Below are 24025 nucleotides of genomic sequence, written 5' to 3'. Positions count from 1 at the left end.
TCCAAAAGGGAATTGATTTCCCCTATAGCAATACAATACGTTTTTGCATGATATCTGTCAGTTGCGCCTTCAACTGACGGGCATTGATAGGTTTCGGCATATACCCGTCAAAACCACTTTCCATCACCCGTTGCTCGTCTGAAGCATATGCAAAAGCCGTAATGGCGATAATCGGTACTTTGGCAGAGTACTTGCGGATTTCTTTGGTTGCTTCATATCCATCCAGGACAGGCATATTGATATCCATTAATATAATTTGTGGATTATGCTCCTTGAACATGTTTACAGCTTCCTGACCATCCCAGGCATGAAGCAGATGATAATCATATTTTAGAATAGATTCGAACAACTTATAATTGCTTTCATTATCTTCAGCAATCAAAATTACCAGCTTATCCTTTTCTATGGCAATAGGTTGTATGTCCTTTGGAAGGCTCTTCTTAACAGTCTCTGCTTGCTTGTAAGGCAAAGTGAACCAGAATGTAGAGCCGTTTCCTTCTTCTGATTCTACCCCGATTTTACCTCCCATGTGTTCGACAAGTGTCTGGCAGATTGAGAGTCCTAAACCCGTACCTTGTGCAAATGAATTTAATTTGACGAAACGTCCAAAAATACTTTTTTGCTTATCTTGAGGAATGCCGCAACCTGTATCAGCCACATAGAAATATAATTCATTGTTCTGACGTTTGTATCCAAATCGGATACTACCTTGAATGGTGAATTTTATGGCATTCGTCACCAGGTTAATAATTAACTGAGATAACCTGTTCTTTTCTATATGTGCGAAACATGGTTCTTCAGGAGCTACGAATTCCAGTTTGACAGCATCCGACTTAAGTTTCAGTTGACACATGTTTTCCAGGTCTTTCATTAAATCATTGATTTCAACATTGGAATAGTGCAGGTCCAATGTTCCTGCTTCTATTTTTGATAAATCAAGGATATCACTGATGAGCTGCAATAATAACGTATTATTGTTTTCAATGATACTGACATATTCTTGTTTTTCCTCTTCTTCTTCGGTGGATGCCAATATACCGGAGAAACCGACGATAGCATTTAGAGGAGTACGAATTTCATGACTCATGTTGGCAAGGAAAGCAGACTTCAGCCGATTGGACTCTTCGGCACGGTTTTTGGCATTAATCAGTTCCATCTCCATTTTTTTTCGTTCAGTGATAACGAGTGAGGAGCCAACAAGAGTCAATGGTTTGCCATTCTCATCCCGCGTTTCAACGGCTGCTTGGGCTTCCACCCATTCTATCCTATGAAATCCTTTTTGTGTGCTGACTACGCGATATTCTTCTTTTACTTTTTCCGAATGACCGTCTATTAAGTTCTGATAAGCCTGTTCTACCCGTTTCCGGTCTTCCTTAAATATCTTGGAAAAATAGTGATAGTCGGGTACTGCCAGTTGTTCTTCGGCAACGTCTTTTCCTTGTGTGCTAAGTTCTATCGGTTTGTTGATGTCGCATAAAATTGTTTTACTTCGCAAATCCCATTTCCATGGCACGATATTAGCTACGTCAAGTGACATGGCGAGTTTGTTGTTGATAGTACTTAGCTTTTGTTGTGCCTTATGGAGCTCTGTGCTGTTCAGGCAAAATACATCAATCATATTATTTTGCCGGTTTGCTTTAAGTACTATATCGTAGAAGGTATCTATTTTTTTGAAATAGTAGGGGAATGTTATTACTTTATTTTCTGATAAGGCTATTTGAGTGAAGTGCAGGAAGTCCGGCATTGATTCTGGAAATATTTCACTCGCTTTTTTCCCGACAACTTCTTCTTTGCGGAAAAAGTTTTTCTCAAAATGCGCATTCACATTGCGGTAAATCAGTTCTACGGGAATGCCATTTTTATCAGCAAGCACTTCTTCCTGCATATAGAGAATGGGCATGTTATTAACCAGATTCTTATAATTTGTCATTGCGTCAATTTCTTTTTGCTGTGCTTTTTTGATGCTATTCAGGCTATGGATACGATAAAAGAATACGATTGCCAGTAATATCATAAAAGACAAGGTACCCATAATGAAATATTTGTTCTGTTTCCAGAATCCAAGCGGTTTATTCAGAAAATGTGTGTTTGGAGGACACATGGAAGGAGAGAATCCTTTACGGAGTAATATCGTATAGTTGATAATAGGTGCGCCATCTGATGGCATATAAAAGGGAATTTCTCTAGCCGGCTTTCCTGTAAGTATTTCTGAAATGGTATGAATTAATTGCTGGTTATAGTGTTTTTGGTCATAAGTATAACCACCTATCATGCCACCGTTTTCTTCTGTTATATCAGCCATATTAAGGGTGAAAATTGGAGCTGTAGTTGTTACGATAAGTTTGTGAGCATTGGTAACCAATGAAGTATTACCTGCAAATGTCGTTTTGTAGAACCAGGAAGCAAATAAAATTCCGGTTGTATTCGGATCAACATGATACAATGAATCCAATAATTGGTTCGTTGTCATTTTTTGTGGCGTGATGTACTGGTATTCAATATTAGGATTTATGGTTTTTAACTTTGTCTGTATTTCCTGATTATTGGTCTGATTGACTTCTCGCTCGTCACCGATAAATATGAATTTCTTCATATCAGGGATTATGTGAGAAATCAGTTGGATATTTTCCCGTAAATAAAGGTTTGAATATAAAAGTACCAGATTGTAGGGATCGGCAAGTTGGGAGATCGGAACACGCTCCGCTTGTGTAACTGGCTGTTTGTAGATGTAGGTGTCTTTAGGACCTATAAACTTTTCTTCCGAACAGAGTACAATAGGAATGTCTCCCCAAAGCTCTCTATATTCATCACGTAGTAATAGAGAAGGGTTTCCCAATAATATTAGCAGCCGTGGGCGATGATGCTCGTATTTCTGAGAGATCATATTCTTGAATTCTCCTAAAATCGTATCGTTATCGATCATTAAAGTATTCATATGTTCCGCATATAATGCCAGTTTTGGGTTCTTTTGAACGTACTCCGATACGGTTGAAATCATCCTGTTACTCCAAGGAGAAGATTCTGCATAGGAATTGATGCATAAAATATAGTTTGAAATATCTATGTGGTCTCTTTGTGCTAAAATAGGAGTAATAGATATGAAACATAGAAAAAATGCTAGCACATATTTTTTCATATTCATGAGAGTATGATGTTTGTGTTCGATATATTATTTATTGATTTGATACGGGCAAAAGTACTAAAAACAATCTGAAAAACGATGGCATCCAATTAAAAAATAATAAAGTAGATGTATTGTTCAAGGAATTTCGAATCCGACCTTATGCGGATGTGTAAACCAAAAATATGTAGGTGTACGAAAAAGGATGCACTTGTTTTTATCAATAATTAGCCTATTGTTGTCTGTTTTTATTGATGAATGAAGCTGCAATATTTGCTTGTTAAAAGCAGAATGCGTAAATTGTTGATTATGAATGTTGTATGGGTGACTGTTTTTCCTTTAAAACCAACGGCTCGTTGGTTTTAAAGGAAGGACCCGTTGCACACCGAGGAACGGGCCGTTGGTTTTAAAGGAAAGAATGAGTTTATTATTCAATTGTATGAATAATTCTTTTTGTGTGTGGATTTATTCCTTTCTATACTTCCGGCATTATTTCAATGCTTCTATGACTTTCGGCAACATTGTCCAGATCGTATTCTCATCTTGTGCAGTAAAGAAGTTGCCATCTATCTCAGATTTTTCATCCGTGGCAATTCCGTTTTGAATGGCAGGTTTGGCCAGCGGATGGACAGCGACTTTTTTACCTTTTGTTATACCTGTAAAGTCAAACATCATTGCACCGGCACAGTGTCCGATCATCATCTTTCCTTTTTCTCCGAAAGTCTTGATGACTTCCATCAAGTCCACATTGTATGGCTGGTTTGCATACTGCTGGAATACAGGTACTGCATCTCCACAGGAGAATACAAGTGCATCAAATTCGTCTTCATGCCCTTTTAGATTAGCAATCACATCATCTACTATTAGGACCATTCCTGAATTGGTTTTGATCTCTTTCGTATCCGATACGGCAAATACTTTATAGGAAATGCCATTTTCGAAAAAGGCTTCCAAGTATTGGAATAAACCACAACCATTTACCGGATTCACTGCTAAAACTGCTACTTTCTTTGCCATAATCATAATTATTTAAATGAAACAATAGTTATTTTTAGTAAGTTTATTACTTTTGTGATGCAAATGTATCTACCTTAATTGAAAAATACAAGAACGAACCTCAGAATAAGGTAGTTACATGGAAGTAACTATTGTTGAAACTCAGTATAATACAAAACGTTAAAAAGATGAAAAACTTTCACCCGACAGGGAATTGCCCTGTAAGAGATGTCATAAGCCGCTTGGGAGACAAATGGTCGATGCTGGTACTGATAACTTTGAATGCGAATGGTACGATGCGTTTTAGCGATATTCATAAAACGATAGAGGATATTTCACAGCGGATGCTGACTGTTACTCTTCGTACGCTCGAATCTGACGGTTTGATTGAACGGAAAATATATGCGGAAGTACCTCCCCGTGTAGAGTATTATCTGACAGATACAGGAGGAACTTTGATTCCGCATATTGAAGGATTAGTGGGCTGGGCTTTGGAAAATATGGATACGATTCTGGAGCATAGAAAAAGTAACTGACCGGATTATGAATAAAGTAGTGGATACTGTTCTACAAAGTATTCACTATTTTATTTCATTCCATTTCGGCGGAGTTGTATTTAATAGATTGCGCACGAAGAAGTCGTAGCGTTTATGTTCACCGAAACTTTCTCCCATAGTGTGGTGAGCACCGGGAATAACCACTAACTCAAAATCTTTATTGGCTTTGATCAACGCATTTGCTACCTGCATGGTAGAAGCCGGATCTACGTTATCATCCATTTCACCTACTACCAGCATTAACGGGCGACTGAGTAAGTGAGCATTCTCAACATTCGATCCTTCTTTATATTGTTCACCAACCGGATAACCCAGCCATTGTTCATTCCACCATATCTTATCCATACGATTGTCATGGCAGCCACAGGCAGAATATGCTGCTTTATAAAATTCGGGATGAAACAGTACTGCTGTCATTGATTCCTGTCCACCTGCGGAACAACCATAAATTCCGACACGATCTATGTCCATATAAGGGTACTTTTGGGCAGCGGATTTTATCCAGGCAATATGATCGGGCAATCCGGCATCTTTCAGATTCTTGTAACATACGTTTTCGAAAGTGCGTGAACGGAAAGAAGTTCCCATCCCATCTACCATGACAACAATAAAACCGAGTTCGGCAATACCACTCATAAAGTAGTTATAAGGAATAAAGGTTTTGGGTACGTATTGATTACCCGGTCCTTGATAGATATACTCCAAAACGGGGTATTTTTTGTCAGGATCAAAATTGCTGGGACGAATGATGATTCCCCACATATCCGTTTTTCCGTCACGACCTTTGGCGGTGAATACTTCGGGAGCTTTCCAGCCTTCAGCTTCCAGACGACTGATATCAGCCGTTTCAAGTGGCATGATGACTTTTCCGTTTTTGGCATCCCGGAGTACGGCTACAGGAGCTTTGTCTACCATAGAATATACATCAACTAAATATTGCATATCTTTTGAGAACCATGCATTATGCATTCCTTCTGCCGGAGTGAGACAAGTGAGATTCTTACCGTCGAAGCCGATACGATAATAACGGATCAGGTAGGGATCTTCTTTAGCTTGTACGCCATTTGCCGAGAAATAAATAAGTTGGTTGGTTTCATCTACCCGGAGGATATCACGTACGTACCATTCGCCTTTGGTTATCTGACGAATAGGCTGGGCTGTAGTACGGTCATACATATACAGGTGATTCCAGTTGTCACGTTCACTCATCCATATCATTCGTTTTCCATTTTGTAAATCATGTCGGAAACGACGGGAATAATTAACGTATTTGTCGCTTGTCTCTTCTATTAACGGGCGTACCTTTCCTGTTGCGGCAGAAAATTCCAATACCCGGTAGACCTGATGTCCGCGCTGATTGTATTCGAAAGTGATGGCTTGACTGTCGCTGTTCCATTCGGGGGCCGTAATGTAATATTGTTGAGAGAATAAATCTGTCGATGGAATCACACTGTGTCCTGTTTCCACATCGTATATGCAGGGTATCTTAAACGGAAGTTCATCGCCCGGTTTGGCATACTCTTGTTTGTGGAGTTTGGGTTGAAGCTGATCGCTTGGGGAGGATTCCACATAATATACATAGCGTTTTTCTACCGGACGAATCTTGCAGGAAGCGACTTTTTGCTGTCGGGAGACCAGCGGATATAGGCTGAGTAATAATTTCCCAAAGTACCGTCCAGACTTAGCTGTTTTTCTTTTCCGGTAGCTGTTTCTTTTACATATATATTATGATTCTTAATGAATGCTGTATATTTCTTGTCAGGAGAGGTGACGGGAGCAGCCGTCTTTTCATCATCTGTTTCCATCCAGTGGCGTTGTTTGCGTGGAGTGGGCAGAGCACCTTCATCTGTCAGCTGATTTTTGTCGATGACATACATCCAGCGATGATTGTTGAAAACGAAATGTAGCGTATCCAGTCCGTTGTTGACAGACAGACGATCCAGATAAAGAGAAGTGGCTTCTATTTTGCGTCCCGATGCCTCACTTAAAGCTGCTGCCACGAGTTTGTGGTCAAACAAGTCTTTTCTGTTTTGAGTGTCGGCATCCACTAATACATAGATACGTCCGTCGGGAGTATTTCGTACATACCAGAAATAATGCGTTTTACCAATCCACTCCGGATTGACATTGGAATAGGATACTTTGTTTGCACTGAATTTTTCTCCTGCTGAGTAAGCACGACGGTAATCTTCTATAGTACCTTGTGCGATGGCTATGTTTGTGCAGAAAAGCATGGCTGCTAATAGTAGGTTTTTCATGGCTCGTTAATTAATTTTTGCCAACAAAGTAAACGATAATAATAAGAGAAAACAAGTGCATTGTATTATTTTTCTATTGATTTGGATGATTGTTTGATTCTTTAGTACACCTTTAAATTGGAGAATGACTACTTCCTTGAAATGGAAGTCAGTGGTGTGGTGCGTGAATAGTATTCGGAAATATTTTGTTGTATTATACGGAAGAAGCTGCTCAGGAGTTTTCGGGAACAGTATATGTTCCCGAAGACGTGGAGAAAATACTTCTCTGATATATGTGATGCAGCAAGCTGCTATCAATTTATCCCTTTACGCCCATAAATTTGAAAGGCAACGCTGTTTTAAAATTCTTGGCTGTATTTCCATGATACATTTCTCCATTGGCAATAGACAGTTTGAACACCGGAGCCCCTTCCGATAAATCGAAATCTTTCAGATTTACCCAAAAGGTATTCGGAGTCAGACTTGATTCGAAAAAGTATCTCAGGTTCTTGCTCTCCGAAACGGTTCTCCATTGCGTAGTGGAAATCTCGGGACTTTCGGGAGTGGATATCCCGTAAGGAACAGAAGCATTGCGTACAACACTGAATACACTGGCAACAGCTATTCTTTCATCATCGGTCTCGGGCAATGCGTTGATGTAGAAGCTGGCTCTGGCAAAGCGGTCGGCAGCGCGATTCGTACCGGGCAGAAAGCTCAGTCCTCCTATCGATTTCCAGTATTCGCTAAGTGCCAGTTGCTTGTTGTAAGTAGGAGAGTTGGTCATAACCTTGTATTCCTTACTATGATATACCGTGAGTTTCCCACCGATATATTCAAAAATGGCACAGTCACCTGTAGCATCCGAAATAGATAAATGTAAAGTAGCCAACCGGGAACCGTCTGGCATCATATCCGAAACGACCTGAAAGGTATCTTCGTCAATGTATGCTACGGCTTCTTCTACGGTGGCAAAATTGTCCAGCATATATTGCACCCAGGCTGTAATGGCAAGTCCCGGTTTATTCTTATCTCTTACGGGGTATTCGGTTTCGGGCAACCAAAGCAGATTGGCGACCAATCCTTTCTCATTCATACCGTCCGTACTGGCGATCTCGAAAGCGGAAGTCACTACGCTACCGTATCTGGAAGTCCATTCCAGCGAGTTCTCTCCGGTTTCTCCGTTCCGTTTCATCCCTCTGGGAAACACCCAAAGGTTGCTGTGCATATCTGTTTTCCAGTCCATAGAACGACCGGTTGCTACCATACCATTGCTTCCTGAATAAACGACTCTCGTACACATAATTTCGATTTTTAGTTATAGGTTTATTATTGGTTATTCATCTGTGAGATGCAACCTGTTCGGAATTCTGTCACAGAACTATCAGTCACGATAGTGACAAGTTAACAAGAATATGCCCTTAAAGTTCAGCGTTTGTATTGATAGTGCGAGATTGCTGAGCCGGTTTTTCAAGATATACTTTCGGGAAATTGTTTATCAGGTGAATTTTTATACCTTTGCAAGATACTGATGAAAGGTTCAAAGTTTTAAAATATGGAGATAAAAAAAGTAATTTCGGATAAAAAAGAGTTCTTGGAACTGTTGCTTTTGGCTGATGAACAGGAGAGTATGATCGACCGCTATCTGGAACGTGGCGATATGTTTGTCTTGTATGATAACGGATTGAAAGCGTGCTGTGTCGTAACCCGTGAAGGGGAAGGAATTTATGAAATCAAGAACATAGCTACGATCTCTTTTTTCCAGCGGCAGGGATATGGAAAACGCTTGATTCAATTTTTATTTGATCATTATCGGGGGAAATGCTCAGAATTGCTGGTCGGTACAGGCGATGTACCTTCTACGCTTTCTTTCTACGAACATTGTGGCTTCACCATTTCCCATCGGCTAAAGAATTTCTTTACCGACAATTACGACCATCCTATGTACGAAGACGGCAAGCAACTGGTGGATATGGTATATCTGAAAAAGACATTTTAGTATTTGCTTTGTGATGGAGATGGATATAAACCGGTTGGTGAAAGAGTATGGAAGCTATCAAAAGAGATTTAGGTTATCCGATTGTGTGGATGAAATAATAGAACTGTATGTTTATATTATCAATAGAAGAGCCCGTAATATTGATAGTTTCTTCATCTGAAAAGAGAGGTCTATTATTCTTACATTTATTATTTCCGTTGTTAATAAACGCAGTTTCAGTTTCTAATAAACTTTTTGCACGTTTATTAGAAACGGTATTCGAGTTTATTAAAAACTATTTTTTGAGTTTTGGAAGAAAATATAAAATGAATTAAGCGAAAATATAAACAAAATGGGGCAATAATCATCCGACTATTGCCCCATATCATGGTTGCTCTGATATAAAGAGATATCAGTTTATGTGTGTGTTATGTATCTATTTTTTTAATAAAACTCATTCTTTTTTAGTTTTCTTTCCTCAAAGATACAACATTAAAAGCCGTTTGTCAAGTGTTTCATAAGAAAAGCGGGTTATTCACCAAATAGCTCTGATTTTATTTATAAATCATATACGGTTACAGCTATTTCTTTGGTGATAAGCTCTTCTTTTATGATTTGCTCCATAAGTTCCCACTTGCCACCTGCCAGTCCACAGCCAATACGGGGCATATGTACACTTGCCTTGTGGGCAATTGTAAACAGGGCTACCTCCTTCAAACATTGCCGGACGGCGTCATAACGGATGGGAGGGAGTCCTTTACTGTCTTTATAAATGCCATGTTGTCCTATCATATTGGCGACATATAACTTATTTTCAACATTTACAAACTGTACAGCTCCCAAAGTAAATTCTTCCTGTGATTTGTACCACTGGCGATAGGCTTCTTCCGGCATTTTCCATTTTTTAGAAAGTGCCAGTACAAACCCTTTTCCCCATCCTCCGATATCGTTGCAAATATGAGTAATCACTTTGACACCTGAACCAATCGGTGCTGTGGCATCTCCTTTTATATATAGTATTTCCATCGTTTTATCTTTTTAATCAAAGCAAAGATAGAAAAAAACAGAGATATGGTGAATAATAATGGAAAGTTCTTCTTTGAATGAATATAAAAATGATTATAATTAAATCAATAATGAATAAAATTAAATTCTATATTAATATTATTGATGTGATCGTTTGTTTTTATTCGAATTTATCTCTACTTTTGCATCATAAATGAAGATGATATGAATGAAGTAAAGAAACGGTTACCATTGCAATGTCCATCCTGTGATGCTCCATTGAAAGTAGGACGGTTGTTTTGTGAAGAATGCAATACGGAAGTTTGTGGCAATTTTGAATTGCCTTTACTGGCGCGCCTGTCGGAGAAAGAGCAGCAATTTGTTCTTGATTTTGTAAAGTCAAGCGGCAGTTTGAAAGATATGGCGAAGAACATAGGAGTCAGCTACCCTACAGTTCGAAATATGTTGGACGATATAATAGATAAACTAACTAAAATGGATATGTGATGAAAAACAAAGTAAAATTAATAGTGAATCCGTTTATTCGGATTGCAGGTGGTCAAGCGTTGATATGGGGCTTTCTGGGCTTAATAGTATCTACCTTATTGTGTTGGATATCGGGTTATCATTATCATGGTTTGCTTCATTTTGGACCGGCCCCCAATCCGGCTTGGTGGTGTTATCTGGCGGAACATCTGATTGTGTGGCTGATTCCTGCACTGCTCTTTTATCTGGGAGGTCTTTTTCTGTCTCATTCCCGCATTCGTGTGATAGATGTACTGGGTACTGTTTTGTTTGCTCAGCTGCCGTTGCTTGGAATGAATCTGATCAGCCTGTTGCCGGCCATGCGGATGATGTCACAAATGAACATGAATATGTCTCCCGAAGAAATGCTGGCACAGCCTTATTTTATCCTGGCAATGATTCTTACACTGTTGGGATTGCCGTTTCTGATACTTACTTTGATTTGGATGTTTAATGCCTTGAAAGTGTCTTGTAACTTGAAACAATGGAAGTTATGGACAGTCGCACTTATAGGAATTATTGGTGGTGATGTCTTGTGCCGGTTCCTGATAGGATGGTTGTATTAACGGCTTAAATATAGTGACACTATCCCGTCACGATAGTGTCACTATGTCTCTGTGATAGTGTCACTATAACGAGCGGATAGTGACACTATTTTCAATCATGGTAATTACTACACCATAATTAATTTTACTCATTGAACCAGTCTATCTTCTTGGAGAAATACATTACCATTGCCAAAATGATAAATAGTCCCAAACTGCCTGCTAATAATGCAAAGGTTTCCAGTTGAATCAAAACGAAGATATAAAGGTAGAGTACACTTAATAGTCCGGACATGATCAATGACGGTTTCTTCTTTTTGGTGATTCCCAACATATATCCGCCAACTAATATAATAGTCAGTGCCGCAGATAACAAATAAGCAGGATTAAAGCCGATATGTTCGGAGAAGGAGAGCAGCAGACTATAGAACAGGCAGAGTGCTAAACCTACCAGCAAATACTGTAACGCATGAATACGGGTTTTATTCATGATTTCAGTGAAGAAAATGACACCGAACGTCAGCAGAATAATCAGAATAGCATATTTGGCTGAACGCATGGACTGCTGATACTGCTCTACCGGTATTTTGAAGTTGACGCCGAAACTGGAGTTCTCAATATCCTTGATATTGGTATTGTTGTAATTCATCAGGACCTGCGAATAGTTGCGGTTCAGATTCAGTACCTGCCATTGTGCCGAGAATTCTTTTTCTGTAATCTCGCGGTTGTTGGGCAAGTAGTTTCCTGTAAAACTTGGAGTATTCCAGTTGGCTTTCAAATCAACACGGGTCGTTTTACCCAATGGGATAAAGTTGATGGACTGCGAACCTTTCAGCTTGATTTTAATCTCATAAGGCAGTTTCTTGTTCTTCTTCAGATCGGATAAGTCGGTAATGGCGTGTACTCCCGTAGCGCCTATCCCTCTGTTATCCATTCCCGGTTCAAAGACGTAAACTGAATCTCCCAGCGTGATACTGATCTGCTCACTGATGCCCCGCATATCTGTCAGGTTCAGGCAGATGGCAGCTCTGTCAAATTGCAGTTGTTCCATATCCACCCTGCTTTTTATCAGCTCTTCGGGACTGAATAAACCTTTCAAAGTCAGTTCCGACTGATACACGTTCACTTCATAAATACTTCTTTTGAGTATTTCGGTTTTCAATTGTCCATTGACCAGAAGTTCGTCCGGAAACAAGAAAAGGGCCTTGATTGATACCTTCTTTTCCCCGTTGTTCTCTGTCGTTACCGGATACTGGATATTCAGATAGGGGCCGGTAATGGTTTGGGCAAGGCTCCATTTTTCGCTTACTTCATTAATTGCTTCTTCCTGCGTGCGTCCCCGCTCGGAAATAAGATCTTCGATCATGAACATCGGTATCATCAGAAGAATGATTAATCCTCCGATAATGATGACCTTGATTGTTTTAGAGAAGCGGCGGAGGCATCCCAGCGGTTGTTGTTCCTGCACTTGCTCAGTTGATTTTTCATTGAAACCGTCCATAAGATAATAGTGTTTAGTGAATTATTATGTTGACTTTAGAAAATTCTCCAGGGCTTCAATATGAGATTTGAAGGCTTCTCTGCCTTGCTTTGTGGCCCGGAAAACAGTTCGCGGTTTTCGTCCTACAAAGCCTTTGCTGCATTCGATGTAGCCGAGTTCTTCCAGCGCACGGGTGTGGCTGGCCAGATTGCCGTCTGTCAGTGAGAGTTGTTCTTTCAGAAAATTGAAATCAGCTTCCTCATTGACCATCAGAACAGCCATAATTCCTAGCCGGACCTTACTCTCGAATGCCTTATTTATATTTTGAAATGCTTCTATCATTTATGACTGCTTTCTTTCGTAATGTAAATAGAACAGTATTCCATAGAGGATATGAAATCCACCGAAACCTATCGTCCAGAACAGTAAGGCGTGGCCTTCCCAAAAACTATCTATGACTCCCAGACAGATAAAAGCGTATCCCAACCAAGCTATATTGGCATAGGTAAATTTAGAAACATTGACCAAAGTCAGTCCATAGAATAAAAGCATGACCGAGGATAAAATGTCATAATATCCATGCAGCAGCAGAGAAATACATAAAGCGCCTCCGGTCAGCATCGGAAGTGAAAAATTCCATAATGCCCGATAGGTCAGCTTGCTGAAAAACTTTTGTCGCAGCTTTTTGGACTTGTTGTAAGACAGTATGCCGGCAGTGACGGTGGCAGCTGCCAATACAAGGATGGCCACTATAATCATCAGCTTCAAGGCTGTGATTAATGTTGTGTCCGGGGTAACAAGGCAAGTGGCGATGTATGTACCCGCTAGTGCGTAAACTCCGGCCATGATAGCCGCTAATCCACTGATCGAGATAAACTTGGAGGACTTTTCCATCAACTCTTTTATCTCATTTACTGATTCTAATGCTTTATCTTTATTCATATAAAAAAGTACTTTGTGATGCAAAGTAAAATAAAAGATTTCAGATGAACAAAGATTCTGCTCATTTATTTTGAAAATAAGAGATTAGTGTGGGTGAATGGAACAATTTATAGAGTCGTTTTACATGAAATTAGTCAAACGTTTGACTAATTCGGTAGAAATACATACCTTTGCGCCCGGAAAAGGTAAAAAGTACTTTTATGATAAGAGAAGGAGCAGAGTTTAGAGAACTCATGCTACAGGTTTTCCGTACCCGCATGGCTTTTCGTAGGTCGATGCAGCGGACACTGAGAAAGAACAACGCAGGTATCACATTCGAAATGCTTCAGGTACTGAGCTGTTTATGGCATGAACAAGGCATTAGCCAGCAAATATTGGCTGAACGTATCGCAAAAGACAAAGCATGTCTGACCAATCTGATGAACAATCTGGAGAAGAAAGGGTATGTCCACCGGAAGGAAGATCCGGCAGACCGCCGCAACAAACAGGTTTATCTGACTCCGGAAGGAGAGGAGTTTAAGGAACAGATTCGTCCCATACTGGATCAGGTTTATGTATACGCAGAACAGGTGATTGGCATAGAAAGCATTGAACTCATGTTATCGGAATTAAAGGGAGTATACGATGTTCTTGAAAACGTATAGGGTATATCTGATGGGGCCGCTCTGCCTGATGTTCGCCGGTCAGCCGGCAAAGGCGCAGACGGATTCTTTATTTCTTTCCGTAGACCAGCTTTTCGAACGGGGGGTGCAGCATAGTTTGCAGCTTCAGGCGGATGCGCTCAAAGAAGCCATGGCGCAAGAACGGACACGGACGGCACGCACATCATCACTGCCCGATCTGCAAGTGGGATTGAAAGGAGGTTTTGTGGGACAGCCGGTCGTTTGGGAACGGGGATTGTCCGGCCCGACATATCCGGATATTCCGGACTGGTCACAGAATTACGCCATCGACTTTTCCCAACCACTGTATCAAGGTGGCAAGATTCGGAGGACTATCCATAAGGCAGAGATGGAAAAACAAGTTGCCGAGTTGCAGACATTAACAGACCAGGCGGAAATCAAACTTGGTTTGCTGAACCAATACATGAATCTGTTCAGCCTTTTCAAGCAGCATGAGATATTGATGCGGAACATTGAGGAATCCGAATTACGCCTGCGGGATATTCGCCGGATGAAAAAGGAGGGGGTGATAACGAATAATGATGTATTGCGCAGCGAGATGCAGTTGACGAACGACCGTTTGTCTTTGCAGGAAACGGAAAATAGCATCGTACTCGTGTCGCAGCAGCTGGATATTTTATTGGGACAGGATGAGAACCTGTTACTGAAACCGGATACGACCCTACTGCATCAGGCAGTTGCTCTGGAAGCGTATGACGACTATATCACCCTTGCTTACACAAATGATCCGGCAATGAAATTGCTCAGAAAACAAACGGAACTTGCCCGGAACGAGATCCGGTTGGCTCAGTCGTTGTCTCTTCCCAGCATATCGCTGTATGCCTCAAATACACTGGCACGCCCTGTTTCGCGTACATTGACGGATATGTACAACAATAACTGGAATGTAGGACTGTCGGTTTCTTATCCTTTATCCTCAATCTACAAAAACAGTCATAAAATAAAGGAAAGCAAACTGATGGTGTCTTTGCGTAAGAATGATGAAGAGCAGAAGATGCAGAGAATCCGTATGGATGTGCGCACTGCTTTTCTGCGGCATCAGGAAGCTTTGCAACGGGTAGAAGCCTTACAGTTGTCTGTCCGGCAGGCGCAGGAGAACTATCGTATTATGCAGAACCGTTATCTGAATCAGTTGGCTATTCTGACTGACTTGCTGGATGCCAACTCTGTCCGTTTGAATGTAGAGTTGCAGCTGGTCACTGCCCGCACTCGTGTGATTTATACTTATTATCAACTTCAGAAGGCTTGTGGTCGTCTATAATATATTAGGGTTATGGCAACATTAAAGGAAAAAAAACGGAAACTTAAAAAAATGAGAGCTCGCAACATCATATTAAATATGGTGTGTGTATGTTTGGCTGTCTCCGGGCTCTGGTGGACTATTACTTATTTTTGGCGTTACATTAACTACGAAGTGACCAATGATGCTTTTGTAGACCAATACGTTGCTCCGTTAAATATACGTGCTTCGGGATATATCAAGGATATCCGTTTCAAGGAACATCAATATGTGCGTCAGGGAGATACCTTGTTAGTGCTCGATAACCGTGAATATCAAATTAAAGTGAAGGAAGCCGAAGCAGCTCTGCTGGATGCGCACGGTTTGCAGGATGTTCTTCACTCAGGTATCGAAACTTCCCATACTAATATAGCCGTGCAGGATGCCAATATAGCCGAAGCGAAGGCGAAGCTCTGGCAATTGGAACAGGACTATCATCGCTTTGAACGTTTGCTGAAAGAAGAATCGGTGCCGGAACAACAGTACGAGCAGACCAAAGCCGCGTATGAAGCAGCTGAGGCACGCTATCAGGCATTAGTCGCACAAAAACAGGCTGCTTTGTCGCAATATGCGGAAACGAGTAAAAAGACAACCGGAGTTCAAGCCGGTATCTTGCGTAAAGAAGCGGATTTGGATTTGGCTAAATTGAACTTGTCTTATACGGTACTCACTGCTCCATACGATGGATATATGGGCAGGCGCACCTTAGAACCCGGACAGTATGTCCAGACGGGGCAAACCATCTCTTATCTGGTACGCAACAAGGATAAATGGATTACTGCTAATTATAAGGAAACACAGATTGCCAATATCTATATTGGTCAGCAGGTACGTGTTAAAGTAGATGCGTTGCCCGGGAAGATTTTTAACGGGGAAGTCACTGCTATCTCGGAGGCAACCGGGTCGAAATATTCTCTGGTTCCCACAGACAATTCCGCGGGAAACTTTGTAAAAGTACAACAGCGTATCCCGGTACGGATAGAACTGGAGAATATCTCTTCAGAAGAAATGGCACAATTAAGAGCGGGTATGATGGTTGAAACAGAAGCTTTGCGCAAATGATAACAATGAAAGAGTTGGGAGTACCCGTTCGTTCCTGGGTGCCCGATTGGTTGGGGTTCTGTTGCATTTTCATTGTTATTCTTCCGGTTACCATGCTGAATGGTTCGTATACCGGAAGCATGCTCGAAGTATCGAATACGCTTGGAACCAATTCGGAAGATATAACGATGGGATATTATGCGGCTTCGGCAGGCATGGCCATTGCTTATCCTATTATTCCTAAAGTGCTGGCAGCCGTTTCGGTCAAGTTTCTCTTGCTGATAGACTTGCTCCTGCAGTTCTTTTTGAGTTGGATTTGCGCCCGTTCGCAGAATGCCGATATTCTGATTGCCTGCAGTTTTGCTATCGGCTTTCTGAAAGGTTTTCTGATGTTATGGTTTATTCGTTATGCACAGAAGATTTTCAGTGCGAAGAATATCCGCAGCGAGTTCTATTCTTATTTTTATCCATTAGTGTACGGGGGCGGACAGGCTTCCATGTTGGTCACTGCGCAATTGGCATATCACTATAACTGGAAGTATATGTATTACTTCATGATGCTTTTGATTCTGGTTTCTGTTCTGTTTGTTATCATCTGTTTCCGGCATAACCGCCCGATTAAATCGGTGCCGTTATCCGATTTGCATATTCGGGAGATGTTTATCATTTCGGTAGGGCTGCTGATGCTGATTTACGTCATCAATTATGGGAAAGTTCTGGATTGGATGGCTTCTGCCAAACTTTGTGCTTATATTGTAATTTCTCCTATACTGATCGCATTATTTATCTGGATTCAGCACCATTCGAAGAATCCCTATGTAAGTCTTGCCCCTCTGTTTCAGCCTAAAGCAATCATCGGATATTTCTATATGATGCTTGTTATGTTTTTCAGTACATCCACCACATTATTGACCAATTACCTGAGCATCATCCTGAAAGTAGACAGCACGCATACCTATTCTCTTTATATCTTTTTGCTCCCGGGGTATGTAATCGGAGCTTTTATCTGTTTCTGGTGGTTTCGTTGGCAGCGTTGGCGTTTCCGGTTTCTGATAGCGGGCGGAATGAGTTGTTTTGTTATTTTCTTTGGTGTTCTTTATTTTGGCATTGCGCCGAACAGTACGTATGAAATGTTATATCTGCCCATCTTTTTTCGCGGATTGGGTATGTTGACTTTGATTATAGCCTTTGCCTTGTTTGCCGTAGAAGATTTGAACCCGAAGTTTTTGTTGTCGAATGCTTTCTTTCTGATAATCTTCCGTTCGGTACTGGCACCTATCATGGCTACTTCTTTTTACAGCAATATGCTGTATCGTCTGCAACAGAAATATATATATTCTTTGTCGGAGACTATCACGACTGCCGACCCGCTGGCTGCGTCCCGTTATACTCAATCTCTGAATAATGCGCTTGCACAAGGACATAGATATGATGAAGCGGTACAGATAGCTACCCATTCTCTTTATGGAACTTTGCAGGAGCAGAGTCTGTTGCTTGCACTGAAAGAAATATTAGGTTATCTGTTGGTGATATCGGTCATAATAGCTGTTATCTCGCGTTTCATTCCGTTTCATAAGACGATTCGTGTTACATTTGCCAAGACGGGAGATGATATGGTATAGCATATAAAAATGAGTAAATCATCCCAATTTTTCAATTCTTTTTCCTATATTTGGCTGGTAATCACTGGAGAACAGATTCTCTCCGGAGTAGGACAGATCTAATCTTAAACACGAATTTGAAATAGATGAATTATGATGAACAGGGCTATCCTCGTCTTACTATTCCTCTTGTCGGCACTGCCATTTTCTTTGCAAGCCCAGATGCCGGACAGTATCGTTCGTAAATTATCGGGCTATATTGAAGCAGTGCAGAATTTTGGAGAAATGCTGCCACAGGAAAAAGTCTATTTACATTTCGACAATACCAGTTATTATCAGGGAGACCCTGTTTGGTTTCAGTGTTATGTTGTGACATCTGAACTGAACCGCCCGTCGGATTTGAGTAAAACCCTTTATGTCGAATTGTTGAATCCGGGTGGGGAAGTCATAGCGAAACGTGTATTGCCTGTTAGGAACGGCCGTTGCCACGGTAGTTTCGAATTAACACAATTACCTTTTTATTCCGGTTTTTATGAGGTTCGTGCTTACACGAAATATATGTTGAACTTTGGAGAGGAGGTTATTTTCTCCCGGGTTCTTCCGGTATTTGATAAGCCACGGGCAGCTGGTGATTTTAAAGAAAAGAACATACAGAGATATGCTGTTTATAAATATCCGCAGGTACGGAAAAAAACGGCTAAGGAGAAAAAAGTCAATCTGAAGTTTTTTCCTGAAGGAGGAAATTTGGTCGAAGGCATTCCTTCCCGCGTTGCTTTTGAGGCAACGGATGCCTATGGAAATCCGATCGCACTGTCCGGAACGGTTATCAACCGGGAAAAGAAAGAAATCGCCTCCTTTGCCACTGTACACGAAGGACGTGGCACCTTTGTGTATACTCCTACGAACGGAGAGAATCATAAGGCTGAGGTGGAGTTGAATGGCAAAAAGTACCGTTTTGATTTGCCGGAAGCCCGGTTGCAGGGATATGTCTTGCAAGTTGATAATCTTTCTTCGGAAGACAGTATAGCAGTCAGTGTACAAAAGAATCCGCATACACCGGAGTCTGTCTTAGGCTTAGCTGTGCTTGGTCATGGGAAACTGCTTAATTATTGTCTGTTGAACATCCGGAAAAATACACCTGTCTCTTTCAAACTTGACAAGACGGAATGGAAGGCAGGGGTGGCACAGATCGTATTGTTTGATACAGCAGGACAGATTATTGCCGACCGCCTTATCTTTATGAGAAAACCGGAGCCATTGACAATCAGTGTCCGGAAAAACAAAGAGGATTATCAGCCGTTTGATCGTGTCTTATTGGACTTTTCAGTACGTGACACGGCGGGTAAGCCTGTGTCCGCTCCGATATCAGTATCTGTGCGTGACGGATGGGAAGAAGTGGAAAGCCGGCATTCTATGTTAGCGGACTTATTGTTAATGTCTGAGATTAAAGGCTACGTTCATCGTCCGCTCTATTATTTCGAAGCGGATGATAAAGAGCACAGAACAGCTTTGGATCACTTGTTGTTGGTGCAGGGATGGCGGCGTTATGCATGGAAATACGAGTCGGGGGTGGAACCGTTTGAATTGAAGTACATGCCCGAACAAGGGATTGAAGTGCATGGACAAGTTGTTTCATTTGTTAGAGGTAAGCCTAAACCAAATATACAAGTCTCTTCTTTTCTGGCGAAGCGGGGAGATGAGGAAACTTCGCCGGGAGCGCTTTCTCTTAACCTGTTTGAAACAGACAGTGTGGGACGTTTTGCTTTTATTACCGATATTATTGGCAAGTGGAATCTGATTCTTTCTGTGATGGAGAAAGGTAAGCGGAAAGACCACCGGATTGTATTAGACAGAGTCTTCAGCCCTCAACCTACACAATATCCGCTGGGAGAAATGCAGATAAGCCTGTCCGGCAGAGATAAACCGGGAGCAGAACAGGAACTACAGACAGATACTGTGATTGGTGATGATATCGATTATAATCGTTTTATGGATGCTTATGAAGATTCTCTGTCAAAACGGGGTATGAGAGAGAAAAATCACCGTTTGGGTGAAGTGGTGGTGAAGGCTAAGAAATGGAGTCGTGAGAAGGATATTTATGAAAATCGTTCGAAGTCGGTTGCTTACTACGATGTACCTTCGGAGATGGATGATATTTTGGATAAGGGAGGTTATATCGGTGAAGATATCCACGAGCTACTTGTCCGTATGAATCCCAATTTCATACGCAGGTATAGTGGTGGTGAGGAATGGTTGCAGTACAAAGGTCGCTCTCCCTTGTATGTGATAAACTATAAACGAACGGAGGCTACTGAAATAGATCAGACCCGATACCGGACACTTCGCCTGGTGGCTATCAAGTCTATTTATATCAACGAGGAGTTATCGGCAAGATGTCGTTATGCTGACATCCGTATGTCTCCGATGGATGTAGATGAAATATATGGTTGTGCTGTTTTTATTGAAACCTATCCGGAAGGAGAGATTCCCGTAAAAGGAGGCAGGGGAGTCAGAAAAACTTGGTTGGATGGCTATAGCGAACCTGTAGAGTTTTATCATCCCGATTATTCTGTTCTTCCCAAAGAAGAGGACTATCGCCGCACATTATACTGGAACCCGGAAGTGATGCCGGATGAAGCAGGGAATGCTCAGGTGAGGTTCTATAACAACAGTCGTTGCCGCAGGTTAAAAATAACGGCTGAAATGATTTCTGCGGATGGGGCTATTGGCATGTTTAACGAGTGATATAAAAAAAGAGGGTGTTTTGATACATTTACATTTGCAGTATTAAATATCACAACAAAATATAAGTGTATATTTGAAAAGTAGAGTTGCAGTGAACTAACTTTGACACTAGTCTTAAATGACTATAGGCTGAATCAGACTGCAACTCTCTTAATAGGAGAACCTAGCCAGTTAGAATTGTAGGCTCACGACCTAATAAATGTATTAGCTGTTTCTCCTTCATGTTTAATACTGTAAATACAAAGTTATGAATTATTCTCATTTTGTAGGTCTTGATGTAGGAAAAAAAACTTTCGATGCATCATTAATGTCCGCAGACGAAAAAGAGTTGTCTCACAAGTCTTTTGATAACACTCCAACTGGGATCCAATCTTTATTGGATTGGATAGCTGGTTATCATCTCTCTTTATCCAAACTCTTGTTCTGTGCTGAAAACATGGGAAGTTATGTCACAGAGTTATCTGTTTCCAGTGTCTCCATGGGATTTTCCCTGGCTTTGGTTTGCCCGTTGACCATCAAGAAGTCCATAGGCTTGCAACGAGGCAAAAATGACCGCATTGACGCCAAAAGAATAGCGAACTATGCGGTATTACACTATCGAAAACTGGAGTTATACAAATTGCCTGACAAAGACTTGGTGAGACTGCGGGGATGGATTATTATACGTGACAATTTGGTCAAGCAAAAAGTATCAAGCATAAAGTTATTGGAAACATTCTCCTGGATGGCTAAGTTGGCTGATGTGACAGAATCCATTTCTTTTTTGGAAGAGCAGCTCAAGTCGATAAAAGAAAGAATCCCCTGGAGTGGAAAGAGATATGGAGCAACTAATAGCCGCCAGTACATCGCTTTACACAAACTACTTGCTATTAAGAAGTATAAAAGGAATAGGAATTATCAATGCCATTGTATTACTGTGTGTTACTGACAATTTTCAAAGATTTGACAACCCGAGGAAATTTGCCTGCTATTGTGGGGTCGCCCCATTTGAACATACTTCAGGTATTTCCATACGGGGAAAAACGCAGACTTCTTCATTGGCTAACAAAGAAGTAAAAGTATACCTTACCCGGGCAGCTATTACTGCCATCTCTTGGGATCCGCAGATGAAAGCATACTATAAAAGGAAAATAGCAGAGGGGAAACATAAAGCATCTGTAATCAATGCTGTAAGAGCCAAAATCATAGCAAGGTCTTTTGCTGTGATACGAAGGCAGACTCCATTTGTAACATTAGCCGTATAATAAAAAGGTCCTTAACTTCGAAAATATCTTAGGTTTAGGAAGTAGCTATACACTTCTGAAGAGTAGGTATGTCTATATACAAACTTACCCAAGGATACGTTAATGTTCGTAAACTTGGGTAAGATTTTATAGATATTGTTTGGAGAGGACTTAGAATTCACACTCTTTATTATATCTCTGTGTGAATGACTATGATCTTAAAAACAGACCCAGCCAAAGAAAGCTAGTCAAAGAAGCTCTTGAACTTCTTGAAGATCTTCTCCTTCACCGACGTACTCGGCTTGAAGTTGTCCGAAGCCTCCATCTTTTCCAGCGTGCTCTTTTCCTCCTTGTTCAATGCTTCCGGCACATAAATGCTGATATTAACCAGCAAATCTCCCGTACCGTAACCATTGACATTCGGCAGACCTTTGCCGCGCAGACGCAGCACTTTTCCCGGTTGAGTACCCGAGTCGATCTTCACTTTCACTTTTCCGTCGATTGTCGGAATCTCCACGGCACCGCCCAGTGCAGCAGTCGGGAAACTCAGCAGCAAGTTATAGATCAGATCATTCTCGTCGCGGATTAAGTCCGGATGCGGTTCTTCCTCTACGAGAATCAGCAAGTCGCCCGGCACACCATTATGCTTTCCGGCATTACCCTTGCCGCCCATTGAGAGCTGCATACCTTCTGCCACTCCGGCAGGAATCTTCACCGTCACTACCTCTTCGCCATATACGATACCGTCGCCGCCACACTCTTTACACTTGTTCTTGATGATCTTACCTTCACCGTTACAAGTAGGACAAGTGGTGCGGGTCTGCATCGTACCCAAAATCGTCTGCTGGTTACGGATCACCGAACCGCTACCTTTACAGGTCGGACAAGTCTCCGAACCGCCGTCGCCTTCGGCCCCCGTGCCATGACAGTGATTACACGGCACATATTTTTTCAGTTTGAATTTCTTTTCTACTCCTGTCGAGATTTCTTTCAAAGTCATCTTTACCTTGACACGTAGATCACTGCCCCGATAGCGACGTTGCTGTGAACCACCGCCACCGCCACCGAAACCGCTGAACCCTCCGAAGCCGCCGCTGAAACCACCGCCGCGACCTCCGAAGATGTCACCGAACATGGAGAAGATATCATCCATAGACATTCCTTCGCCACCGAAACCACCGAACGGACCTCCGTTGCCCGCCGCACCGCTTACTCCCGCATGACCGAACTGGTCGTAACGCGAACGCTTGTCCGGATTGCTCAACACGTCATACGCTTCGGCAGCCTCCTTGAATTTCTCTTCCGCTTCCTTGTCACCCGGATTTTTGTCGGGGTGATATTGGATCGCTTTTTTGCGGTAGGCTTTTTTAATCTCTTCTACTGTGGCGGTTTTTGTCACCTCCAGCACTTCATAATAGTCTCTTTTTTCTGCCATGCTTCTTAACTAAACTAACTTTTGTATTTACTCCCCAACTACTACTTTCGCGTGACGAATCACCTTGTCATTCAGCGTATATCCCGTCTGTACGCAGTCCAGAATCTTACCTTTCTGCTCTTCCGACGGGGCAGGGATGACGGCAATGGCTTCGTGATAATCGGTATCCAGCGGCTGGTCTTTCGTTTCGATGACCTTCACACCATTCTGTGCCATGACAGCCATGAACTTATTATAAATCAATTCGACACCTTCCTTCACGGCTTTTACGTCTTTGGCAGTTTCCATCGTTTTGATGGCACGTTCAAAGTCGTCGATCACCGGCAGAATGCTGCTGATGCTCTTTTCGCCACCATTCAGAATCAGTTCCGCCTTCTCCTTCATGGTACGTTTGCGGTAATTGTCAAACTCAGCGGACAGGCGCAGATATTTGTCCTTTTGCTCCTCGATGACAGCCTGAGCATCTTCCAGCTCCTTTTCGAGTTGCTCCTCATGAGTCAGGGGAGCGGCCTCTTCTGCCTGATCGTCTTGCGGTTGTTCTTCCGCCGTATCCTTTGTTTCTTCCACATTCAGCTCTTCAGCCATCTTTTCTTTTTCTTTTGGATCCATATCTTATTTTTATTTTTTATTCATAA

Annotated in this window: 20 protein-coding genes and 1 pseudogene; 11 read left to right on the top strand and 10 right to left on the bottom strand. The window is 41.7% G+C overall.

Annotated features, from left to right (window positions below; genetic code table 11):
* Positions 1-22: 22 nt before the first annotated feature.
* Complete coding sequence (locus tag BT_RS06380; RefSeq protein WP_008765000.1) at positions 23-3142, bottom strand: ATP-binding protein; 3120 nt, start codon at positions 3140-3142, stop codon at positions 23-25.
* A 468-nt stretch (positions 3143-3610) separates the two neighbouring features.
* Entirely contained in the window at positions 3611-4138 is a 528-nt protein-coding gene (locus BT_RS06375; RefSeq protein ID WP_008765001.1) for a DJ-1/PfpI family protein, read from the bottom strand.
* Positions 4139-4305: 167 nt separating this feature from the next.
* Between BT_RS06375 and BT_RS06370 the strand changes: the two genes are divergently transcribed.
* Positions 4306-4653, top strand: coding sequence for a winged helix-turn-helix transcriptional regulator (locus tag BT_RS06370; protein ID WP_008763033.1), 348 nt, complete (start codon positions 4306-4308; stop codon positions 4651-4653).
* A gap of 45 nt (positions 4654-4698) precedes the next feature.
* Here BT_RS06370 and BT_RS06365 read toward each other — a convergent pair.
* Positions 4699-6932: pseudogene (locus BT_RS06365) on the bottom strand (DPP IV N-terminal domain-containing protein).
* A gap of 298 nt (positions 6933-7230) precedes the next feature.
* Entirely contained in the window at positions 7231-8211 is a 981-nt protein-coding gene (locus BT_RS06360) for a linear amide C-N hydrolase (RefSeq protein ID WP_008763035.1), read from the bottom strand.
* A gap of 252 nt (positions 8212-8463) precedes the next feature.
* Here BT_RS06360 and BT_RS06355 point away from each other — a divergent pair, with 252 nt between their 5' ends.
* Positions 8464-8907, top strand: coding sequence for a GNAT family N-acetyltransferase (locus BT_RS06355; RefSeq protein WP_008765003.1), 444 nt, complete (start codon positions 8464-8466; stop codon positions 8905-8907).
* Positions 8908-9444: 537 nt separating this feature from the next.
* On the opposite strand, the gene BT_RS06350 is transcribed toward BT_RS06355, so the two are convergent.
* On the bottom strand, positions 9445-9912 hold the full coding sequence (locus BT_RS06350; RefSeq protein ID WP_011107679.1) for a macro domain-containing protein: 468 nt from the start codon (positions 9910-9912) through the stop codon (positions 9445-9447).
* Positions 9913-10116: 204 nt separating this feature from the next.
* Here BT_RS06350 and BT_RS06345 point away from each other — a divergent pair, with 204 nt between their 5' ends.
* Both BT_RS06345 and BT_RS06340 read left to right on the top strand, forming a co-directional pair.
* Positions 10117-10398, top strand: coding sequence for a DUF2089 family protein (locus tag BT_RS06345; protein WP_008763038.1), 282 nt, complete (start codon positions 10117-10119; stop codon positions 10396-10398).
* Entirely contained in the window at positions 10398-10982 is a 585-nt protein-coding gene (locus BT_RS06340) for a hypothetical protein (RefSeq protein ID WP_008765005.1), read from the top strand. The genes BT_RS06345 and BT_RS06340 overlap by 1 nt, the downstream gene beginning before the upstream one ends.
* A 124-nt stretch (positions 10983-11106) precedes the next feature.
* Here BT_RS06340 and creD read toward each other — a convergent pair whose 3' ends face one another.
* The 3 genes from creD to BT_RS06325 are packed head-to-tail and all read right to left on the bottom strand — an operon-like array spanning position 11107 to position 13383.
* A complete protein-coding gene (creD, locus tag BT_RS06335) occupies positions 11107-12462 on the bottom strand; it encodes a cell envelope integrity protein CreD (RefSeq protein ID WP_011107678.1) in 1356 nt (451 codons plus the stop codon).
* A gap of 24 nt (positions 12463-12486) precedes the next feature.
* Positions 12487-12783: a winged helix-turn-helix domain-containing protein gene (locus BT_RS06330; protein WP_008763041.1), complete on the bottom strand. Its 297-nt coding sequence runs from the start codon at positions 12781-12783 to the stop codon at positions 12487-12489.
* A complete protein-coding gene (locus BT_RS06325; RefSeq protein WP_162303162.1) occupies positions 12784-13383 on the bottom strand; it encodes a hypothetical protein in 600 nt (199 codons plus the stop codon).
* 203 nt (positions 13384-13586) lie between these two features.
* Here BT_RS06325 and BT_RS06320 point away from each other — a divergent pair, with 203 nt between their 5' ends.
* From BT_RS06320 to BT_RS24550, 7 genes are all read left to right on the top strand, one after another.
* Entirely contained in the window at positions 13587-14027 is a 441-nt protein-coding gene (locus BT_RS06320) for a MarR family winged helix-turn-helix transcriptional regulator (protein WP_032840730.1), read from the top strand.
* On the top strand, positions 14008-15327 hold the full coding sequence (locus BT_RS06315) for a TolC family protein (protein ID WP_008765009.1): 1320 nt from the start codon (positions 14008-14010) through the stop codon (positions 15325-15327). The genes BT_RS06320 and BT_RS06315 overlap by 20 nt, the downstream gene beginning before the upstream one ends.
* Positions 15328-15339: 12 nt before the next feature.
* Entirely contained in the window at positions 15340-16407 is a 1068-nt protein-coding gene (locus BT_RS06310; protein ID WP_022471471.1) for an HlyD family secretion protein, read from the top strand.
* Complete coding sequence (locus BT_RS06305; RefSeq protein WP_022471470.1) at positions 16404-18008, top strand: MFS transporter; 1605 nt, start codon at positions 16404-16406, stop codon at positions 18006-18008. Before BT_RS06310 ends, BT_RS06305 begins: the two co-directional genes overlap by 4 nt.
* A gap of 132 nt (positions 18009-18140) precedes the next feature.
* Positions 18141-20732, top strand: a complete 2592-nt coding sequence (locus BT_RS06300) for a hypothetical protein (protein WP_011107675.1) — start codon at positions 18141-18143, stop codon at positions 20730-20732.
* Positions 20733-20979: 247 nt separating this feature from the next.
* The gene (locus BT_RS06295) at positions 20980-21660 is read left to right on the top strand and encodes an IS110 family transposase (RefSeq protein ID WP_011107674.1); all 681 of its coding nucleotides are present in this window, start codon (positions 20980-20982) and stop codon (positions 21658-21660) included.
* A complete protein-coding gene (locus BT_RS24550; RefSeq protein WP_011107673.1) occupies positions 21551-21976 on the top strand; it encodes a transposase in 426 nt (141 codons plus the stop codon). Before BT_RS06295 ends, BT_RS24550 begins: the two co-directional genes overlap by 110 nt.
* A 223-nt stretch (positions 21977-22199) precedes the next feature.
* On the opposite strand, the gene dnaJ is transcribed toward BT_RS24550, so the two are convergent.
* Positions 22200-23390 (bottom strand): molecular chaperone DnaJ, encoded by a 1191-nt coding sequence (gene dnaJ / locus BT_RS06290; RefSeq protein ID WP_008763399.1) that lies wholly within the window; start codon positions 23388-23390, stop codon positions 22200-22202.
* A gap of 27 nt (positions 23391-23417) precedes the next feature.
* Positions 23418-23999, bottom strand: a complete 582-nt coding sequence (locus tag BT_RS06285) for a nucleotide exchange factor GrpE (protein ID WP_011107672.1) — start codon at positions 23997-23999, stop codon at positions 23418-23420.
* Between the last annotated feature and the right edge of the window lie 26 nt (positions 24000-24025).

This window comes from Bacteroides thetaiotaomicron VPI-5482, assembly GCF_000011065.1.
GTDB classification, from domain to species: Bacteria; Bacteroidota; Bacteroidia; order Bacteroidales; family Bacteroidaceae; genus Bacteroides; species Bacteroides thetaiotaomicron.
This window is presented reverse-complemented; position numbering and strand designations above follow the sequence as displayed.